Origin of the sequence: Marinobacter sp., assembly GCF_048269445.1 — a bacterium.
Classification (GTDB): Bacteria; Pseudomonadota; Gammaproteobacteria; order Pseudomonadales; family Oleiphilaceae; genus Marinobacter.
Genome location: NZ_JBLXIQ010000004.1, coordinates 530,874 through 549,340, shown reverse-complemented (window position 1 = coordinate 549,340; position 18,467 = coordinate 530,874). Strand labels below are relative to the sequence as shown.

Sequence of the window (18,467 nt, the reverse complement as noted above, 5' to 3'; positions counted from 1 at the left end):
TCCCCTTCGTCTAGTGGCCTAGGACTCCGCCCTTTCACGGCGGCAACAGGGGTTCGAACCCCCTAGGGGACGCCAATACGGCTTAACGGTTTAGTCCACCGGAAAGCCATCAAAAAAACCGCCTTCGGGCGGTTTTTTTGTGTCTTAAGGGAAATCTGGGCACCGGTTGCACCTCGCCAAACTGGGCAGGCTACCATTGCTAGCGGGAGGCAATCGCCCCCTTGCCCACACCTTCATAGGCCTTGACCCGAATAGCATCGCTAGCAAACTCCACCTTCAGCTTGTCGGCAATATGCGCGGCAATAAGCTCCACCGTGGTATCGGTGTCCAGCATGTAAACCCGCTCCTCCGGCAGCGTCAGCGCAAACTCTCCCTGATTGGCCTCATATTCGAAAGTAACGTACCGGACCCCGTCATCGCCCACATGGCGTCGCACCACATCTTCCTCTGAGCCCACGTAAATATCCCGCCAGAGCTTCGCCCATCGCCGCTCGAGGTCATAATCCCGGTGCCCGTTGCGATCAATACGAATGGGAGAGCGATGGCCATGGGCGATGCGCTGGCAGTTACCAAGATGCTTTTTCAGGCCATGCACATAGTGATAGTAGGCGCCGTCGATTTCCTCTTCCCGAAGATGGATCTCCACGGAGGTTACATTCGCCGGAAGCACGGCCTTGATTTCCTGTTCCAGCAGGCCAGCCACCGCAGAAGGTACGATCCGTTCTGCCGACAGCCAGACGATGGCTTCGTCGGGTGAGCGGTGAACAATCTGGCTGCCATCCGTCAGCGCCCAGGTGAAGGTGTCTGGTTGTTCCTCGCGCCAGGACAGGCCCTGATAGCCCCGGGGTATCACCAGGCGATGGTCGACGCGCTCATCGATCACCCGCTTGATGGTGCGTTTCACGTTGCTGAAATCGAACACCATGCCCTGGTCATCCAGTTCACCGCCAAGCACCACATCCGCAATCCAGCTTTCGCCCACCAGCCCCCTTGTCGGGTCCAGATACGCGAAATCAATAACGGTCAGGTTGTCTACAAACAGATGGTTCATCAAATTTCCGGACGGGTATGGTTGATTGATGAGCGGATTCTAGCAAAAATCCCCGGTTACAGCAGTCTGGCTAAGTGCCAGGCACCATAACTTCTCGATAACGGGCACACCATCATAAACTTCCGCAGACCAATCAACGATCAGGAATTTCCGGCACTGATACTGGCTGCCGGTGCTTCAAGCCGATTTGGCCGGCCCAAGGTGCTGCTGCCCCTCGGCGCTGGTGGCAATGAGGGCAAACAAATCCTGCTGGACGCCGCCATTGCCCAGGGCCGGCTATTAAGTCGTGATGTCCGGGTAGTTTACGGCGCCTGGTACCCGTTGATTCGTTTCCGGTGCCACAGACAACCTTCGCTATGGCTGAAAGCGCCAGACTGGCATGAGGGATTGTCGGCATCGCTCGCGGCCGGAATTCGCAGTCTGGGACCAACAGTAAAGGGCGTCTTTGTTCTGCTGGCAGACCAGCCACTGCTGGACCTGAATGCCCTGAAGGCGTTCGGGAATGCCGCACGCTATGTTCCTGAGCAACCTATCGCAGCGGATTACGGCAGCCGGCCCGGTGTTCCAGCCTACCTGCCTCGTTGGTTGTGGCCCCTGGTGCTCGACCTGGAAGGTGACTGTGGAGCCGGGCGGCTGCTGGCGGAGGTGAGGGCAACCCGGGTGGACATACCGGGGGTCCATGATGATGTGGACACCCCGGCAGACTGGCACAGAATCAGAAGGTTCCTCAGCCAAACAGGCCGGTCAGCCAGGCAATCCCCACGCTGAAGATGCCGAGGCTGACGGCAAGGCCTGTGGTATAGACCCGGGACGACGCCGACCGCTGTTGGGCAACGAACAGGTCAATCGTGCGCTGGGCAATGTCTTCCGCAGTTTCCCGGGAGATCTCGTGGGCCTGCTGAATCGCCTCGGACTGCAGTGTCTGCCAGAACTCCGTATCGATGGTCTGGACACTGGTGATGTGATCCTTCAGTTCCGCCATGTGCTCGCCGGTAAACCCTGAGTTCCTTTTTAGCTCATTCTTCAGCACCGCAAGCTCGCTGCCGACGTTCAGATTGACTTCGGCGACGACGTCATCCCGCAGATTTTTCGTGCGCTCCTCGACCATTTTGGAAACGGCATTGAGGCGCTCCTCAATCGCAGTCTCCTGTTTGCTGCGGGATTCGTCCAGCACCCGTTTGAGGTGGTCAAACTGCTCATCAAACAGGGAACTGAGCAGTTCATGTAGCCGGTTGTTGATATGCGTTTTAACAGCGGAGCGAGCAATCTGTTCAATGAGGTCGCTGGTTAGTGGTACAACATTGGCTTGGGCGCTGCCCCGATTTGCGGAATCCCCGGTTTTCGGTGACAGCTCAACCGAGGCATCCGCAGGCACATTCGGCAGGCCGTCCTCTTCCGTTGGGGCTGCCGTCTCGGCCGGTGGTTCGGGCAGAGTGCCCCTGGTGACATCACTGGCCAGCTGATCCAGAACCTGACTGAGGCCATCGGTCTGGGGCGGCTTGGTCAGGATGTTGTAGACGCCAAAGGTCTTTGCTTCCTCCATGAAGGACAGGGATTTCTTTGATGTACACATGATGATCGGTATGCCCGCTGTCTCAGGATTGCCCTTGATGGCCTTGGTGGCCTCCACGCCGTTCATGCCCGGCATCAGGTGATCCATGAAGATGACATCAGGGCGGCCATGACTGTTCAGGAAATCCAGGGCCTCTTCCGCCGAGCCAGCCATGTTGACTTCCATATCACGACTTTCCAGCAATTTGCTCAGGGCAAATCGTGCAACTTTGGAGTCGTCTACCAGCAGAGCGTTCTTGATCGCCATGTCACTACCTCAATCGTGTACTGCAAACGCATTTGTTGTCAGGCCGACGTGATTACCAGCCTTCCAGTTTCGGGCACTCGGTGGCCCGGTAGCTCTTGTCCCGATAACAAACACCGGGTTCAGTTGTACGGGCAGTGAATATTTCCCCTGCCGCCGTGGTCAGGCGAACCTGTCCGTAGGGCTCGCCATGACGGAAAGTGGCTTCGATGGAGCTGCCGTTGGGGTTCTTTAACAGCCCGTTGCCGTGAAACTTTCCTTCGATGTACTGGCCCTCATATTTCTTGCCATTGGCAAAGACCTCGGAGCCGGAGCCGTGGAAGGAGCCGTTGGAAAATTCGCCCTCATAATGGCGTCCGTCCGGATAGGTGAGGGTGCCAGTGCCATGGAACTCATCGTTACGGAACCCGCCGACATAGAGCATGCCGTCGGCAGTGGTCAGAGAACCGTGGCCATTGAGTTGCCCCTGTTGCCAGTGGCCGGTAAGGATATTCCCGTTAGCCAGCGTCAGTGTGCCTTTGCCATTGAACTCATTGTCTCTGAACTCCCCGGAGTAGCGGGCGCCATCGGCGCTGCGCCATACGCCTTCGCCGTTGCGTTTGCCACCCGACCATTCGCCTTCGTACCGGCTGCCATCCGGGTACCAGGCGGTGCCCGGACCATCAAACTCGCTATTCACGAAATGCCCTTCATAGCGCAGGCCATCAGAGCCTTCATAGGTGCCGTCGCCGGTGCGCACGCCGCCGATCCAGGTGCCGTTGCGGTAATTCACGGTCGTGTAGGCCTTCAGCTCGCCGACCAGCGTCATTTCGCGTCCGGCTTCCAGCGCAACGGACCGGATCCAGGGTTTAAAGCCGGTCTTACTGATGGTGACGTCGTATCGGCCCGGTTCCAGTTCCAGGTCCAGGCGGGTTGCACCGTAATCCTTGCCATTGACGGTGACCTGGTCACCCACAACGTTGGAGCGGAGTACCAGCGTGCCTGTGGTTGCCGGTTGCTTCCCGGGCTTGGTGCGCGCCTGCCTTTGTGCCGCCGGAGCGGTGTCCGTGCGGGTTGCCATGGCCGAGGGCGGTTCGGCGACCGCCAGAACCGTGGGCTTCTCCGGCATGGGTTCCACGGTAAACGGAGTGGTATCGACAATGGGCTGGCGGGCTTCTGTGTCGCGTTGCACTGTACTTTGGGGTTCCGGTTCAACCGGTGCTTTTGCTGGCGGCGCGCCGGCGGAGGCAGCTTCGGTGGCGGCGGCTTGGTCCACAGTGGGCGGTTCGAAGGTTTCTGTTATCTGCAGTTCGCCCCGGACCGATGCGAATCCGGCGGTGACCAGCAACATAAGTGCCAGGGCATTTATGAACAGAAGTGGTCTGAAATCGACCATGGCGGAACCTCTTAATCCTGCATTCTCGAAATTCTGTCTACCGCTTCATCTTAACCAGTGAGTGCAACGTTATGTAACAGAAAGTGTCTGGAGTTAACGAGAATGCAGGCCAAATCACACTTTATCCGGAAGCTGGTCATGGTTGAGCTGTTCCCATGATCTCATGTACACATCGGCTTCGTATTCATAGGGCGATTTGAACGGGGTAAGCACAAAATCAAATACCAGGAAGAAAAACCCGACCGACGCCCAGGCAATCAAAAGGGTGCTGAGGGTGGTTGCCTGGACTTCAGGGTTGGAGTTAACAAATTCCTCCAGCAGCGGAATCAGATCGGATGCCAGGACGACAGGGTTGAAGCTGGCCATCACGAACGGAATCCAGAACGTCAGGAATATCGGGAAAAATCCGAATGACCAGAGCAGCCTGCGGAGCAGGTAGATGGCCACTTCCCGCCAGAAACGCTGCCTGATTTCCGGCACTTTCCGTATGCGGTCGAGGTAACGGCGTCGTTCTACCCAGTAGGCAGCGACTTCGGGGGCATCAACAGCCTTGGTTTTAAATGCAGGTGTCGTCATGGATTAGCGGGATACCTTATCGCTACGGGAGTGATGCATGATAATCGATACTACGTGTTACCCTACAATTCTCCAATTGTTTAAAGACAGGATAGTTTGAATGGCTGCAGTGATCGACAACGCAACCCATCCGGCCTTTGAGAAGCTTCGCAGTCACCGGATCGACACGCTCAATATTGATGTCGAGGAGTACCGCCACAAGAAAACCGGGGCTCGGCACCTGCATCTGGCAGCAGATAACGACGAGAACGTCTTCTTCGTGGCGCTACGTACCTTTCCAATGGATTCGACCGGTGTCGCCCATATTCTGGAGCATACCGCACTCTGTGGCAGCGAACGTTTTCCGGTGCGCGATCCGTTCTTCATGATGATCCGGAGGTCGCTGAATACCTTTATGAATGCCTTTACCAGCAGCGACTGGACCGCGTATCCCTTTGCCAGCATGAATCGGAAAGACTTTGATAACCTGTTGACGGTGTACCTGGACTGCGTGTTTTTCTCCAAGCTGGATCCGCTGGATTTCGCCCAGGAAGGCCACCGCCTGGAGTTCGATAAACCGGACGATCCCTCCACCGATCTGGTCTACCGGGGCGTTGTCTACAATGAAATGAAGGGCGCCATGAGTTCGCCTACGTCCCAGTTATGGCAGAATCTGAGCAGTCACCTCTTTCCGACCACCACCTATCATTACAATAGCGGTGGTGAACCGGACCATATTGTCGACCTGACCTACGATGACCTCACGAAGTTCTATCGTCACCACTATCACCCCAGCAACGCGATTTTTGCCACCTACGGAGATATTCCCGCCCGGGAGCACCACGAAAAGTTCGAGGAGCTGGCGCTAAAGCGCTTTGACCGGCTCGACATCGATCTGCCAGTTCGTGATGAAAAGCGCATGTTTTCGCCGGTACGAGTCGAGCAGGGCTATGCGGTCAACGAAGGCGAAGGTACAGACAACAAGACACACATCGTTGTTGGCTGGCTGCTGGGGCAGAGCTTTGACCTGCAGGAGAACCTGGAAGGCCAGCTTCTATCTGCGGTGCTTCTGGAAAACAGTGCCTCGCCCCTGATGCGTGCCTTGGAAACCACCGATCTGGGCCATGCGCCTTCGCCCATGTGTGGCCTGGAGGATTCTAACCGCGAGATGACGTTCGTGTGCGGAATTGAAGGCAGCGAGCCTGAAAAACACAGGGAGCTGGAGGCACTGATTGAGGCCACGCTGCTCAAAGTGGCCGAGGAAGGTGTCAGTCAGGAACGGCTGGAAGCCATCCTGCATCAGTTGGAGCTGCATCAGCGTGAGATCGCTGGCGATCATGCTCCTTATGGGCTGCAGCTGATCATGAGCGCAATTGCTCCCATGGTCCATGGCGGCGACCCTGTGGAACTGCTCGACCTGGAGCCGGTGCTGGCGACACTCCGGGAGAAAATCCAGGATCCCGGGTATGTGCCCGGCCTGATTCGCAAAAAGCTGCTGGACAATCCACACAGGGTGACGCTCACCCTGCGACCGGACGAAAAGCTGGAAAGCCGTCGTCAGGAAGCCATCCGGGAGGCGCTGGCCCGTCGCAAGGAAGAGCTGACCGAGGATGAAGTGCAAATGATTGTCGAGCGGGCAAATGCCCTTGAAGAGCGGCAGATGCACAAGGACGACGATTCCATTCTTCCAAAGGTTGACTTGTCCGATGTGCCCCTGCAGATGCCGGAGCCCGAAGGCCGTTACGACGGCGATATTTCTGCTACGGTCTATGCCCGTGGGACCAATGGGCTGATCTATGAGCAGGTGGTGGTGCCGGTGCCGGCGCTCACTGAAGAAGAGCTGCTTCTGGTGCCGTATTACACCACGCTGATCTCCGAAGTGGGTTGTGGGGAGCTGGACTATTTGCAGATGCAGGACCGCATTTCCGCGGAATCCGGTGGCATTGGCGCTTCGTTCAGTGCCAAGGGCCGTATCGACGATGTGCAGGATCTGTCCGGTTACATCATATTCAATGGCAAGGCTCTGTCCCGGAACCGTGCCGCATTGACCCGTCTGCTCCGTGACGTCTACAGCGATGCCCGCTTTGACGAGAAAGAGCGGATTCGGGAAATCATTGCCCAGGTTCGTGCCCGTCGCGAGCAGGCAGTCACCGGCAGTGGTCATGCACTGGCAATGGGCGCTGCGTCACAGGGCATGAGCCCAGGTGCCTGGCTGTCATTCCGGCTCGGGGGGCTGGCCGGTATTCGGGGTACCAAGGAGCTGGATCAGGCCCTGAAAGATCCGCAAGAACTTGTGTCTCTGTGCGAGAAGCTGGCAGCCCTCCATAAGAAAATCACTGATCAGGGGCGGGAGTTCCTGGTAATTGGCGAGGAAGAGCAGCTTCCTGCCATGGTCGACGATCTTAAATCCTGCTGGCAGAGTGCATCTGCGGCCGCCAACTCTGACTGGAAGATGAAACCGGTCAGCTATACCACCCGTGAGGCCTGGCTGACGTCTACGCAAGTGAACTTCTGTGCCAAGGCCTACAGCACCGTGCCGGTGGACCATCCCGATGCAGCGGCGCTGACGGTGCTCGGTGGTTTCCTGCGTAACGGCTACCTGCACCGTACAATCCGAGAGAAGGGGGGTGCATACGGTGGCGGTGCCGGGCAGGACAGCGTGAACGGAGCCTTCCGGTTCTTCTCTTACCGGGATCCCCGCCTTGAAGAAACGCTGGAGGATTTCGACAAGGCGCTAACCTGGTTGCAGGAGACCGATCACGAATACCAGGAGCTTGAGGAGTCCATCCTCGGAGTCATCGGCCAGCTTGACCGGCCCCGCTCTCCCGCCGGCGCAGCCCGCCATGCATTCCACAACAAGCTGTTTGGTCGCACGCCTGAGCAGAGGGCCCGGTTCCGAGAGCGTGTTCTGGCGGTCACCCTGGACGATATCAAGCGGGTCGCCAAGACCTGGTTGGTGCCCGAAAACGCGAGTATTGCGGTTGTGACCAGTCCTGAGAACAGGGCTCGGGTCGAGAAGCTCGGTCTGGGTGTTCAGGAACTGTAGAGTCTAAGTGCAACGCCGGGGTCCGATGGAAAGTGGGGCAGACGACCTTTTCATCTGCCTCGTCGTTCCAGTCCCTTCAGCGATTCCGCTTCAGCCCTGTGCTCACCATGATCCGCGTCGAAATCTCTTCCACTGAATACGCCGTGGTATTCAGATAGGGGATGCGTTCCCGCCGGTACATCAGCTCGATTTCCTCAATCTCGTGCATGCACTGCTTGATCGACGAGTAGCGCGAGTTGGGGCGGCGCTCATTGCGTATGGTGGCGAGGCGCTCGGGATCGATGGTCAGGCCGAAGATTTTCTCCTTGTGGGGTTTCAGGGCGGGCGGGATCTGCTGATCCTCCAGATCTTCTTCGGTAATCGGGTAGTTTGCCGCCTTGACCCCGTATTGCAGCGCCAGATACAGGCAGGTCGGGGTTTTTCCGCTTCGAGAGGCTCCGACCAGAATCAGGTCCGCTTCATCGTAATGTCTTGTCCTGGCACCGTCGTCGTTATCCAGCGCAAAATTGACCGCCTTGATCCGTCGCTCGTAACTGCCCTCGTTATTGATGGAATGGGATTTCCCGACGGTGTAGGAGGAGGAGGACTGAAGTTCCTGCTCCAGGGGATTGAGAAAGGTTCCGAAAATATCCACCATGAAACCTTCGGCTGTGGAGATGATATCCCGAATGTCGCTGTTCACGATGGTGTCAAAGACCAGTGGGCGGGCACCGTCTGTCTCGGCTGCCTTGTTGATGCGAGTGACCATTTCCCGGGCTTTTTCTTCGTCAGCAATGTAGGGGACGGTCACCCGTTCAAACTCGATCTTCTCAAACTGGGCCAGAAGACTGTGCCCCAATGCTTCGGCGGTCAGGCCGGTGCCGTCGGAAATGAAAAAAGCAGTGCGTCTCATGGTGTATCGTCCGGTTCCGTATTCAGCGGGTGGTTCCCTAGGTAATTTCCGCAGGTTACAGTATCATACACGCCAAGTTCGAGACCCCGCAGTGGATATTGCCTGCTTTTACTGCCTGATACCGCTGACCCGGTTTTGCTCTTTGCTTCACAGACTCAAGGGAGACGTGCTTTGGAAGATTACATTATCTGGTTTGATCACCTGGGAATGTCGGATGTCGACCGGGTGGGCGGGAAGAACGCCTCTCTCGGCGAAATGATCAGTAATCTCGCCAACGCCGGTGTCACCGTTCCCGGTGGCTTTGCCACGACCGCGCATGCCTATCGCGAATTTCTTGCCAAAGACGGCCTGAAAGATCGGATCGACAATGTTCTGGATGCCCTGGACATCAACGACGTCAACGAGCTGGCCCGGGTAGGTGCGAAGATTCGCCAGTGGATTATTGATACCCCGTTCCCGGATGTTCTGGAAAACGCATTGAAAGAGGCGTTCGCGGCCTTGCAGGACGGCAACGAAAATATGGCCGTTGCTGTGCGTTCGTCAGCGACCGCAGAAGATCTGCCCGACGCTTCGTTCGCCGGCCAGCAGGAGACCTTCCTGAACGTGGTTGGGCTGCAGCAGGTGCGCACCTCAGTTAAGGAAGTGTTTGCTTCTCTGTTCAACGACCGGGCCATTTCTTACCGTGTTCACCATGGCTTCGATCATAAGCTGGTCGCCCTCTCAGCGGGCATCCAGAAAATGGTGCGCAGTGAGACCGCCGCCAGTGGCGTTATGTTTACACTGGACACCGAATCCGGGTTCCGGGATGTGGTGTTTGTGACGGCCTCTTACGGCCTCGGTGAAACCATCGTACAGGGGGCCGTGAACCCCGATGAATTCTATGTTCACAAGCCGACACTGGAGGCCGGCCGCCCGGCGGTATTGCGCCGCAATCTGGGCAGCAAAGCCATCAAGATGATTTACCACACCAGCCCCGGCGAGGGTCAGCTTGTGGAAACAGTGAAGGTGGAGCCGGGCGAGCGCAATCGCTTCTGCATTACCGATGCCGAGGTGGAAGACCTGGCCCGACAGGCGGTGATTATCGAGAAACACTACCAGCGACCCATGGATATCGAGTGGGCGAAGGATGGTGACGACGGCAAGATCTACATCGTTCAGGCCCGCCCTGAAACCGTCAAGAGCCGCACCTCCGCCAACGTGATGGAACGGTACCTGTTGAACGAAACCGGCAACGTGCTGGTCGAAGGTCGCAGTATCGGCCATAAGATCGGCAGCGGCCCGGTGAAGATCATTACCAGCATCAAGGAAATGGACCGTGTGCAGGCCGGTGACGTGCTGGTGACTGACATGACCGATCCGGACTGGGAGCCGGTTATGAAGCGGGCTTCCGCCATTGTGACGGATAGGGGCGGACGTACCTGTCACGCCGCCATTATTGCCCGTGAGCTGGGTATCCCGGCGGTGGTCGGTTGCGGTGATGCAACTGAGATCTTAAACGATGGCCAGGAAGTGACGGTTTCCTGTGCCGAGGGCGACACGGGACTGATTTACGAAGGCTCCCTGGACTTCGAGCTGAGGGAAAATACCGTCGATTCCATGCCCAATATCCCGTTCAAGATCATGATGAACGTCGGCAACCCGGACCGAGCCTTTGATTTCCAGGCGCTGCCCAACGAAGGCGTTGGCCTGGCTCGCCTGGAGTTCATCATTAACCGGATGATTGGCGTGCACCCCAAGGCCCTGCTGAATTTTGACGGGTTGCCCCGGGACATCAAGCAGACCGTGGAAAAGCGCATTTCGGGCTATTCGTCACCGGTCGATTTTTACGTCGACAAGCTGGTGGAAGGCATTTCAACCCTGGCCGCCGCGTTCGCGCCGAAAAAAGTCATTGTGCGGCTGTCGGACTTCAAGTCCAACGAGTACGCCAACCTGATTGGAGGCACCCTGTATGAGCCGGACGAGGAAAATCCGATGCTGGGTTTCCGGGGCGCATCCCGCTACATCTCCGAAACCTTCCGCGATTGCTTTGAGCTGGAATGCCGCGCCCTGAAAAAGGTCCGCAACGAGATGGGCCTGACCAATGTTGAGGTGATGGTACCGTTCGTCCGCACCGTTGGTGAAGCAGAACAAGTGGTTAGCCTGCTGGCGGAGAATGGTCTGAAGCGGGGTGAGAACGGCCTTCGTGTCATCATGATGTGTGAGTTGCCGGCCAATGCGATTCTGGCCGATCAGTTCCTGGAGCATTTTGATGGCTTCTCCATCGGCTCCAACGATCTGACCCAGCTTACCCTGGGGCTGGACCGGGACTCCGGCATCATTGCCCACCTGTTTGATGAACGTAACGACGCAGTCAAGGCACTGCTGGCCAGTGCCATTCAGGCCTGCAAGAAGGCCGATAAATACATCGGTATTTGCGGGCAGGGTCCTTCTGATCACCCGGATCTGGCCAAGTGGCTGATGGATCAGGGTATCGATTCCGTTTCCCTGAATCCGGATTCGGTGCTGGATACCTGGTTCTTCCTGGCCGACGAAAAGATCGACTGAGTTCATTTTCCAGGATAGAGGAGAGCGACAAAGTGACGCAGATTATTACCCCGGACCTGTGCGATGAATTTCCGGAAGTGCAGGTTGTAGAGCCCGGCTTTAACAACTACGGCGGCAACAAGGCCTTTGGCGGTGAGATAGTTACCGTAAAATGCTTTGAAGACAATTCCGTGGTGAAGGAGCAGGTTGGCCAGCCCGGCAATGGTCGGGTCATGGTGGTGGACGGTGGTGCCTCAAAGCGCCATGCACTGCTGGGTGACATGCTGGCGGAGAAAGCAGCCAGCAACGGCTGGGCCGGCCTGATTATCTACGGCTGCGTTCGGGACGTAGACGAGATAGGTAACACCGCGCTGGGCGTTCAGGCCCTGGGAACTCATCCCCGGAAAAGTGAAAAACGTGGCCTTGGGGACCTGAATGTGCCGGTTACCTTCCACGGCGTAACCTTTCACCCCGGTCATTACGTCTATGCCGATAATAACGGCATTATTGTTTCGGAGAAGCCTCTGGTCTGAGCTAGAAGCGATCTCGCAACAAGAGAAACGGCGGCCAATGGCCGCCGTTTTGCATTCAGCGAGTCACTTCACTTATGTTCGTTCCGAGCAGGAAGCCGTCACCGTCCGGCTCGCACCGAACGACTTCGCATACCGTCTCCAGTGGAGGAAACTGATCGCTTGTGGGATGGAGGACGGTTTGCAGCTCCTCGCCAACGGTTACCTCTCGACCGACATAGAGTTGCATGCCGGCCGCGCTCAGGTCGCGGCAGACGCCGGTGAACCTGTTGCCGTGGCTGTCGGTAATTTCGATTTCCGAGTTCACCTGCATACGGTGAAAGTCGCGCTTTTCCGAGTAATCCTTCATGGCATCAGGCCCAGTTGTCAGTTTTTCTTGTTGGTTTGAGCATCGGAATAATCAGTGCCAGCATCACGCCGCCGAGGACCAGGCCGGCGCCGAGTAGCATGAAGTCATACTCCTTGCTGGCTTCGAGACGTTCATTTTCCGCGGTAAGGACCTCAAGGTCGTTGCGGATCTTCTGGTTTTCCTCAAGGAGTTCGCGGTTCCGGCGAGCCAGGTTGATCGAGTCGGAGGCGATGCTCTTGATACGCTGAAGCTCTTCCTGGAGTTCCTGGGAGCGATTGGAGAGCGTCGATTCTGAGTTTTCGAGAGCGTCCCGCTCGTTGGTAACCTGGGTGAGCTGCTCTTTTGCTTGGGCGAGCTCCGCTCGAGTGTTCTCGAGTTGTTGGTTGACGGTCCTGAGACGGTCGGCGGCGATGGGTGTTTCGCTCAGATATTGGCTGGAGACCCAGCCCTCTGTACCTTTTGGGGTGCGGACCTTGGTATACGCCGAATCGGAGGCATCAAGCACTTCCAAGGGCGTTCCACTAGGCACAGCATTCTCGATAATACGGTACTGGGTTCCTGCGCCAGACCTCACCGGAAGGTACAACTGATCGTCCACCCAGACCGTTTTCGCCTGGGCAACGGCAATTGACGACACTACAAACAACATACTGATCGCGAGACGAAAAAGCGTCACTGGTTACGTTCCCTGAAATTCTCTGGATGAAGTCTGTGCATGATTAAAAGCGCAATTCTGTCACAGATGCCCGGCTGTGCAAGCGAGCCATCATTACAATAAACTCATGCTCCAACGAAAGTGGTCACGGCAAAACGGCCTTGAACGGCTTCACAATAACCTTCTCGTATACGCCGGCCTCAATGTAGGGGTCGGTATCGGCCCATGACTGGGCTGCCTCCAGGGAGTCGAACTCTGCAATTACCAGGCTGCCGGTAAAGCCGGCGTCACCCGGCTCCGGTGTGTCCAGAGCAGGGTGCGGGCCTGCAACAAGCAACCTGCCTTCCGCCTTAAGTGCTTGCAGGCGCTCAATATGCGCGGGTCGCGCAGATTGGCGCAGGGACAGGCTGCTTTCGACATCTTCACTGATAATGGCGTAGTACATTCAGCTCTCCGGATTGAAGTTCTTAAACGTTTCTGGCTGATAAATAATCAGCAGTCGTGTAGCGCCAAGGATGGCTGGTACACTGTCCGGCCATGGCATATCGCCCGTTACCCGCTGATTCAGGATGTTTCGTGACTATACCGCAAGACCCGGTTTTGTGCATTGATCTGCATTGCCACAGTACCGCATCAGATGGTGCGCTTTCACCGTCAGCGCTGCTTGAACGTGCGGCTGAGCGTGGTGTCACTCACCTTGCATTGACGGATCATGACACCATTGGCGGGTTCGCCGAAGCCTGCCACGCGGCAGCGAAGCACGGTGTTACCCTGATTCCAGGGGTGGAACTGTCCTGTATCTGGAAAAGTCGAAACATTCATATTGTTGGGCTGGACTTCGACCCGGACGACGCCGGATTTCGTGCCGCTCTGGGGCAGCAGAACGAGAATCGCTGGGCCCGGGCAAGGATGATTGCCGAACGCCTGGGCAAGCTTGGTATTGATGATCTGCTTGAGCAGGCAACAGCTGCTGCAGGCGGCGACGTTCCGGGCCGCCCCCATTTTGCCGAGGTCCTGACCAGCGAAGGTTTAGTGCGTAACGCCGCGCAGGCGTTCAAGCGTTACCTGGGTAACGGCAAGGCCGGTGACGTAAAAGCTTACTGGCCGGAACTGCCGGAAGTGGTTCGCTGGATTAACGAGGCAGGCGGAATTGCCGTTCTCGCCCATCCACGGAAATACCAGTTAACGGCTACCAAGCTCCGGGATTTGACGGCCGATTTCCGGAGGGCCGAAGGGCGGGCGATTGAGGTTTCCACGTCGGGGCAGTCCAGCGGAGACCTGGGATTTCTTGCGGAGCTGTGCCGACGGGAAGGATTACTGGCGTCTCAGGGCAGTGATTTTCACTTTCCTGGAGCGCCCTGGTGTGAGCTAGGCCGCATTACAAAAATGCCAGACGGGCTTGAGCCGGTCTGGCATTCTTTCAGACAACCAATTCTGAACCCTGCGCCGGTTTAATCCGGCGCGTGGAACAGGAGATACAGATCGGTCAGCGAATCTGGAATGGCATCGGCCATTTGCCGGGACAGCATGTCGCTGTTGCGAACGTTCTGAAAATCCTCGTCATCAAACAGCCCTGACAGCGTCAACATGGGAACCATCAGATCGGCGGTTTCCTCTTCGCTCGCAGCGTCCAGCCACTTTTCCTCGTGTTCAAGGAAGGTGTCCACGAACCCGGCACACCAGTTCTCCAGTGCGTTCATGGGATCGCCATCTTCTGGTTCCGGTAATTCCAGAGCCTGACCCATATCCAGGGCCTTGACCATATCTCCGGCCAGCTGCTTGGCACAGCGCATGAATACCTCAGGGATCCCGCCATCGGGTGCCTCGTCGATACCCGTGGCGAGGCGGAAGATGTCTTCCGCGCTCAATTCAACCGGGCCGACGACGCTGGCGCAGACTACTCCGTGGAAGCCGAAGAAATCCAGGGCATCATCGCCCCAGGGTTCGGCAAAAAGGATGTCTTCCAGCGCTTCAATGTCAGAGTTCGATAACATCAGTTAGTGTCACTCCCGGCCTTTTTGGCCTCTTCCGCTGCCTTCTGGCGCTTACGGACTTCTCTTGGATCGTTGTAGGCACGTCCTGGCGTGACAGGAGCCTTGGTTGCTGTCGTGTCAGGAGTTTCGTCCTTCTTCGCGGATTCAGCCCCAGGCTGCTCGTCGGTGACCGGAGCCGACTTCAGTTCGGACTGATCTTCCGGGGTTGCCTTCGGAGCGGCAGGTTGTGGCGCCGGCTCTTCAGGCGCTTGCTGCTGTTCACCAGGAGCCGGGGCTTGCTCTGCGGCTGGCGTTTCTTTGGCAGCCGTTGCCTCTTTGGTCGAAGGTGCCCTTTTAGCCGCAGGCGCTTCTTTGGCGGCCGATGCTTCTGAGCTCCTTGCAGATTTAGCAGGCTGCTTTGTTTCAGCTTCGGCCTTCTTTTCTGACTCGACTTTCGGGGCCTGGTCAGCGCTTTCAGCTGCCGGTTTTCTCTCCGGAGCAGAGGGCTTTTTATTGGCCGCTGATGGCTCTCTACGCGCTGATGGCTCTTCATCGGCAACGGAGGCCTTTTGGTCCGCAGCTGAAGGCTTGCCGCTCTTGTCGTCTGTCTTTTCAGGTGTCTCGACGTTCGTCTCGGCCTCGGCAGCGCCGCCGGACTTCCCGGTTGGCTGGTCAACGGCCTTCGCTGCTTCTTTTGGCTGCTCTGGGACCTTGCTGTCAGAAGGCGCTTCGGAAACAGCGGGCTGGTCCGCCGGACCCTGCTTTTGATCTTGCTTCGGCTCGTCCTTCTGAATTGGCGCGGCTGCCTTGCTTTCAGGTTTTGTCGCAGCCTTTTCACGGTTATCCCGTGGTTGCTCGGGTTTTACCTCAGGCTTGTCGCCTTCAGAGCTGACTTCCGGTTGGGTATCCTTCTGGTGTTTTTCGCTGCGGGCAGCCTTGCGGTCTGCCGGCGTGGAGGCCGGATTTTCTGCCGGAGAACCGTCGCGACTGCGCTGACGGCGGGGCTTGCGGCGCTTTTCGTCGGATGCGGGTTTTTCGCCTCCGGCTGGTTTGGCGGCGCTTTCCTGTGGGCTGCTGTCCTTCTGGTCCCGGTTATCCTTCTGGTCCCGCTGTGGTTTGTTGCGCCCGCGGCCCTGATTGTCCCGGCGGCTATCCCGGCGGTTGTCAGTGCCCTTGGTGTCGGCTTTGTTGTCAGTGTCCTTGTTCTCCGGGCTCTGGCGATTCTGGTTTCCGCGGTTCTGATCATCGCTGCGATTGCGATTGCGCCCACGGTTATCCTCGCCACGACTTTGGGGACCGCTCTGACGACGTTCGTTGCCGCTGCGGTTGCTACCGGAGCGCTGGTCGTCACCACGGGCAACGCGGGATTTGCGACGATCCTGGCGGCCCTGATTGCGGTGATCTTCGCGCTGAGTCCTGCTTTTTTCGCTGGTCTCGGTTTGCTGTTCTTCTTCTCCACTGAATAAGCAGGCAATCTTGCGTCCGAGGCGGCGGAAAAGGCCTTCATCCTGCTCGGCGGCTTCAGCTGCCTTTGGTGCCGGCGTAGGTACGGGTGCGCTGGGGCGAATCGCCCTTACCGCTGCCTGTTCACGAACCGGTTTTTCTGCAGCCGGAGCTTCGAAGATTTCCTCCTCGCGCTCGCTGTATTCCTGCGCCACCTGGTGACTGGAAATATGCTCAGGCGTTGTTTCATCGTCGCGCATCCGAACGATTTCGAAGTGCGGTGTTTCCATGTGAGGCACAGGAACTACGACGATGCTGACTTCCTGCAGAGCTTCAATATCGGCCAACTGCTTGCGCTTTTCGTTCAAGAGGAAGGTGGCAACAGACACAGGCACAATGGCCCGCACTTCGCCGGTCTTGTCTTTCGAGGATTCTTCATAGATCAGGCGCATGATGCTCAGGGCAAGGGATTCAATGCCCCGGATGGTGCCCTGGCCTTCGCAGCGAGGGCAAACCTCACTGCGCGTCTCCCCGAGGGAGGGGCGCAGACGCTGACGGGACATCTCAAGCAGACCAAATCGCGAGATCTTGCCAACCTGAACCCGAGCCCGGTCAATTTCCAGGGCTTCACGCATCTTTTGTTCGACTTCCCGCTGGTGCTTGGCCGGGGTCATATCGATGAAATCGATGACAATCAGGCCGCCCATATCACGCAGGCGTAGCTGGCGGGCGATTTCTTCGGCCGCTTCCAGGTTGGTTTGAAGGGCAGTTTCCTCAATGTCGTGGCCTTTGGTGGCACGGGAGGAGTTGATGTCGATGGATACCAGTGCTTCCGTCGGATCGATAACAATTGAGCCGCCGGAAGGCAGCTTCACTTCCCGTTGGAATGCAGTCTCGATCTGGCCTTCGATCTGATAACGGCTGAACAGCGGAATTTCATCCTTGTACAGCTTGATCTTGTTCTCGAACGTTGGCATTACTGCGCGGACGAAGTTCAGTACGTCCTCATATACGCTGTCAGAGTCGATCAGAACCTCGCCAATATCCTGGCGGAGGTAGTCACGTACGGCACGGATAATAACGTTGCTTTCCTGGTGAATCAGGAATGGCGCCTTGCGTTCGCCAGCGGCCTGGGAAATGGCTTCCCAGAACTGAACCAGGTAATCCAGATCCCACTGGAGTTCTTCGGTGGTTCGTCCAATGCCGGCGGTGCGCACAATGATGCCCATGGATTTCGGCACCTGGACATCGTTCATGGCGTCCTTGAGCTGGGCCCGCTCGTCACCCTCAATGCGGCGGGAAATGCCGCCGGCACGGGGATTATTGGGCATGAGCACCAGGTAGCGTCCGGCCAGGGAAATAAAGGTCGTCAGGGCCGCGCCCTTGTTACCGCGTTCTTCCTTGTCAACCTGGACGATTACTTCCTGACCCTCGGAGACCACATCCTTGATGTTGACCTTGCCTTCAATCTGACCCGGAGATTTTTTGAAGTACTCCTTGGAGATTTCCTTCAGGGGCAGAAATCCGTGGCGATCAGCTCCGAAATCAACGAAGGCTGCTTCGAGGCTGGGCTCAACGCGGGTAATGCGACCCTTGTATACGTTAGCCTTTTTCTGCTCGCGGGAGCTGGATTCGATATCGAGATCGAACAGACGCTGGCCGTCAACCAGAGCTACGCGCAACTCCTCAGGGTGAGTTGCATTGATAAGCATTCTTTTCATGGAAAGAAAGAGTTCCTGTCGTTTAGTTTGACAGAAAACCAGAGGGGATCGCATCAGCGAAGCAGGATGTGCGTGCCGTGGGCCCTGTTACATCAAGGGCGGACCGGCGGCCAGACGAATCAGACCCTTCTGGGGTGTGATCCTTTCGGTCTGAGACCAACGCCGACGATCCGGCTGCCTGAAGGCAGGGAGAGGTCGTGTAAGGTTCGTGTCTGTTGACGCATGTTATCCGTTTTCAAGTTCACTCAGGTGCCTGGGTCTCACGTCGTATTCGTAAGCTGGACGGCCCGGCCCTGCGTGGCAATGATTCTTCGCGATGTCGCCCGCGGTTTTCTGCGCGGTTTTTACTTCTCCCGAGGACAGGTTTCAGTCTTTCGAAGATCTGGCCTGGTACTCCGGGAGCATTTACTTCGCCGTTCCCGGTAGTGATTGGGTGCACGGCGTTCAAACTCTCGAATAGTGTCGGTATACTTCTGCCGCTCCGGCTTCTGACTTGAGTTGGTCAGGCCGTAGACAAACGACAGAGCACGCCGGAATA

General features: G+C 57.3%; 15 protein-coding genes. 5 read left to right on the top strand and 10 right to left on the bottom strand.

The window, feature by feature from the left end:
* Positions 1-199: 199 nt before the first annotated feature.
* A complete protein-coding gene (locus tag ACN0XM_RS11555; RefSeq protein ID WP_417567073.1) occupies positions 200-1,051 on the bottom strand; it encodes a 6-pyruvoyl trahydropterin synthase family protein in 852 nt (283 codons plus the stop codon).
* A gap of 111 nt (positions 1,052-1,162) precedes the next feature.
* Between ACN0XM_RS11555 and ACN0XM_RS11550 the strand changes: the two genes are divergently transcribed.
* Positions 1,163-1,819, top strand: a complete 657-nt coding sequence (locus tag ACN0XM_RS11550; RefSeq protein ID WP_417567095.1) for a nucleotidyltransferase family protein — start codon at positions 1,163-1,165, stop codon at positions 1,817-1,819.
* Here the strand turns inward: ACN0XM_RS11550 and ACN0XM_RS11545 are convergent.
* From ACN0XM_RS11545 to ACN0XM_RS11535, 3 genes are all read right to left on the bottom strand, one after another.
* Entirely contained in the window at positions 1,779-2,870 is a 1,092-nt protein-coding gene (locus tag ACN0XM_RS11545) for a response regulator (RefSeq protein ID WP_417567072.1), read from the bottom strand. The two genes, ACN0XM_RS11550 and ACN0XM_RS11545, sit on opposite strands and share 41 nt — an antisense overlap.
* A 52-nt stretch (positions 2,871-2,922) precedes the next feature.
* On the bottom strand, positions 2,923-4,242 hold the full coding sequence (locus tag ACN0XM_RS11540) for a PEGA domain-containing protein (protein ID WP_417567071.1): 1,320 nt from the start codon (positions 4,240-4,242) through the stop codon (positions 2,923-2,925).
* 114 nt (positions 4,243-4,356) lie between these two features.
* Positions 4,357-4,818, bottom strand: a complete 462-nt coding sequence (locus tag ACN0XM_RS11535; RefSeq protein WP_417567070.1) for a hypothetical protein — start codon at positions 4,816-4,818, stop codon at positions 4,357-4,359.
* 100 nt (positions 4,819-4,918) lie between these two features.
* Here ACN0XM_RS11535 and ACN0XM_RS11530 point away from each other — a divergent pair, with 100 nt between their 5' ends.
* Positions 4,919-7,843, top strand: a complete 2,925-nt coding sequence (locus tag ACN0XM_RS11530; protein ID WP_417567069.1) for an insulinase family protein — start codon at positions 4,919-4,921, stop codon at positions 7,841-7,843.
* 76 nt (positions 7,844-7,919) lie between these two features.
* Here ACN0XM_RS11530 and ACN0XM_RS11525 read toward each other — a convergent pair whose 3' ends face one another.
* Positions 7,920-8,735 carry a pyruvate, water dikinase regulatory protein gene (locus tag ACN0XM_RS11525; protein ID WP_417567068.1) on the bottom strand — a complete coding sequence of 272 codons (816 nt, stop codon included), beginning with the start codon at positions 8,733-8,735 and terminating at the stop codon, positions 7,920-7,922.
* 171 nt (positions 8,736-8,906) lie between these two features.
* Here ACN0XM_RS11525 and ppsA point away from each other — a divergent pair, with 171 nt between their 5' ends.
* A complete protein-coding gene (gene ppsA / locus ACN0XM_RS11520; protein WP_417567067.1) occupies positions 8,907-11,279 on the top strand; it encodes a phosphoenolpyruvate synthase in 2,373 nt (790 codons plus the stop codon).
* A 32-nt stretch (positions 11,280-11,311) separates the two neighbouring features.
* Positions 11,312-11,791, top strand: coding sequence for a ribonuclease E activity regulator RraA (gene rraA / locus ACN0XM_RS11515; protein ID WP_417567066.1), 480 nt, complete (start codon positions 11,312-11,314; stop codon positions 11,789-11,791).
* 55 nt (positions 11,792-11,846) lie between these two features.
* Here the strand turns inward: rraA and ACN0XM_RS11510 are convergent, their stop codons facing one another.
* The 3 genes from ACN0XM_RS11510 to ACN0XM_RS11500 all read right to left on the bottom strand — a co-directional run bounded on the left by ACN0XM_RS11510 (position 11,847) and on the right by ACN0XM_RS11500 (position 13,237).
* A complete protein-coding gene (locus ACN0XM_RS11510) occupies positions 11,847-12,137 on the bottom strand; it encodes a PilZ domain-containing protein (protein ID WP_417567065.1) in 291 nt (96 codons plus the stop codon).
* Positions 12,138-12,141: 4 nt separating this feature from the next.
* Positions 12,142-12,813, bottom strand: coding sequence for a TIGR04211 family SH3 domain-containing protein (locus ACN0XM_RS11505; RefSeq protein WP_417567064.1), 672 nt, complete (start codon positions 12,811-12,813; stop codon positions 12,142-12,144).
* 124 nt (positions 12,814-12,937) lie between these two features.
* The gene (locus ACN0XM_RS11500) at positions 12,938-13,237 is read right to left on the bottom strand and encodes a YciI family protein (RefSeq protein WP_417567063.1); all 300 of its coding nucleotides are present in this window, start codon (positions 13,235-13,237) and stop codon (positions 12,938-12,940) included.
* 131 nt (positions 13,238-13,368) lie between these two features.
* On the opposite strand from ACN0XM_RS11500, the gene ACN0XM_RS11495 reads away from it, so the two are divergent.
* Positions 13,369-14,247 (top strand): PHP domain-containing protein, encoded by an 879-nt coding sequence (locus tag ACN0XM_RS11495; RefSeq protein WP_417567062.1) that lies wholly within the window; start codon positions 13,369-13,371, stop codon positions 14,245-14,247.
* Here ACN0XM_RS11495 and ACN0XM_RS11490 read toward each other — a convergent pair.
* Both ACN0XM_RS11490 and rne read right to left on the bottom strand, forming a co-directional pair.
* The gene (locus ACN0XM_RS11490) at positions 14,244-14,786 is read right to left on the bottom strand and encodes a YecA family protein (RefSeq protein ID WP_417567061.1); all 543 of its coding nucleotides are present in this window, start codon (positions 14,784-14,786) and stop codon (positions 14,244-14,246) included. The genes ACN0XM_RS11495 and ACN0XM_RS11490 overlap by 4 nt on opposite strands.
* Entirely contained in the window at positions 14,786-17,929 is a 3,144-nt protein-coding gene (rne, locus tag ACN0XM_RS11485) for a ribonuclease E (RefSeq protein ID WP_417567060.1), read from the bottom strand. Before rne ends, ACN0XM_RS11490 begins: the two co-directional genes overlap by 1 nt.
* Between the last annotated feature and the right edge of the window lie 538 nt (positions 17,930-18,467).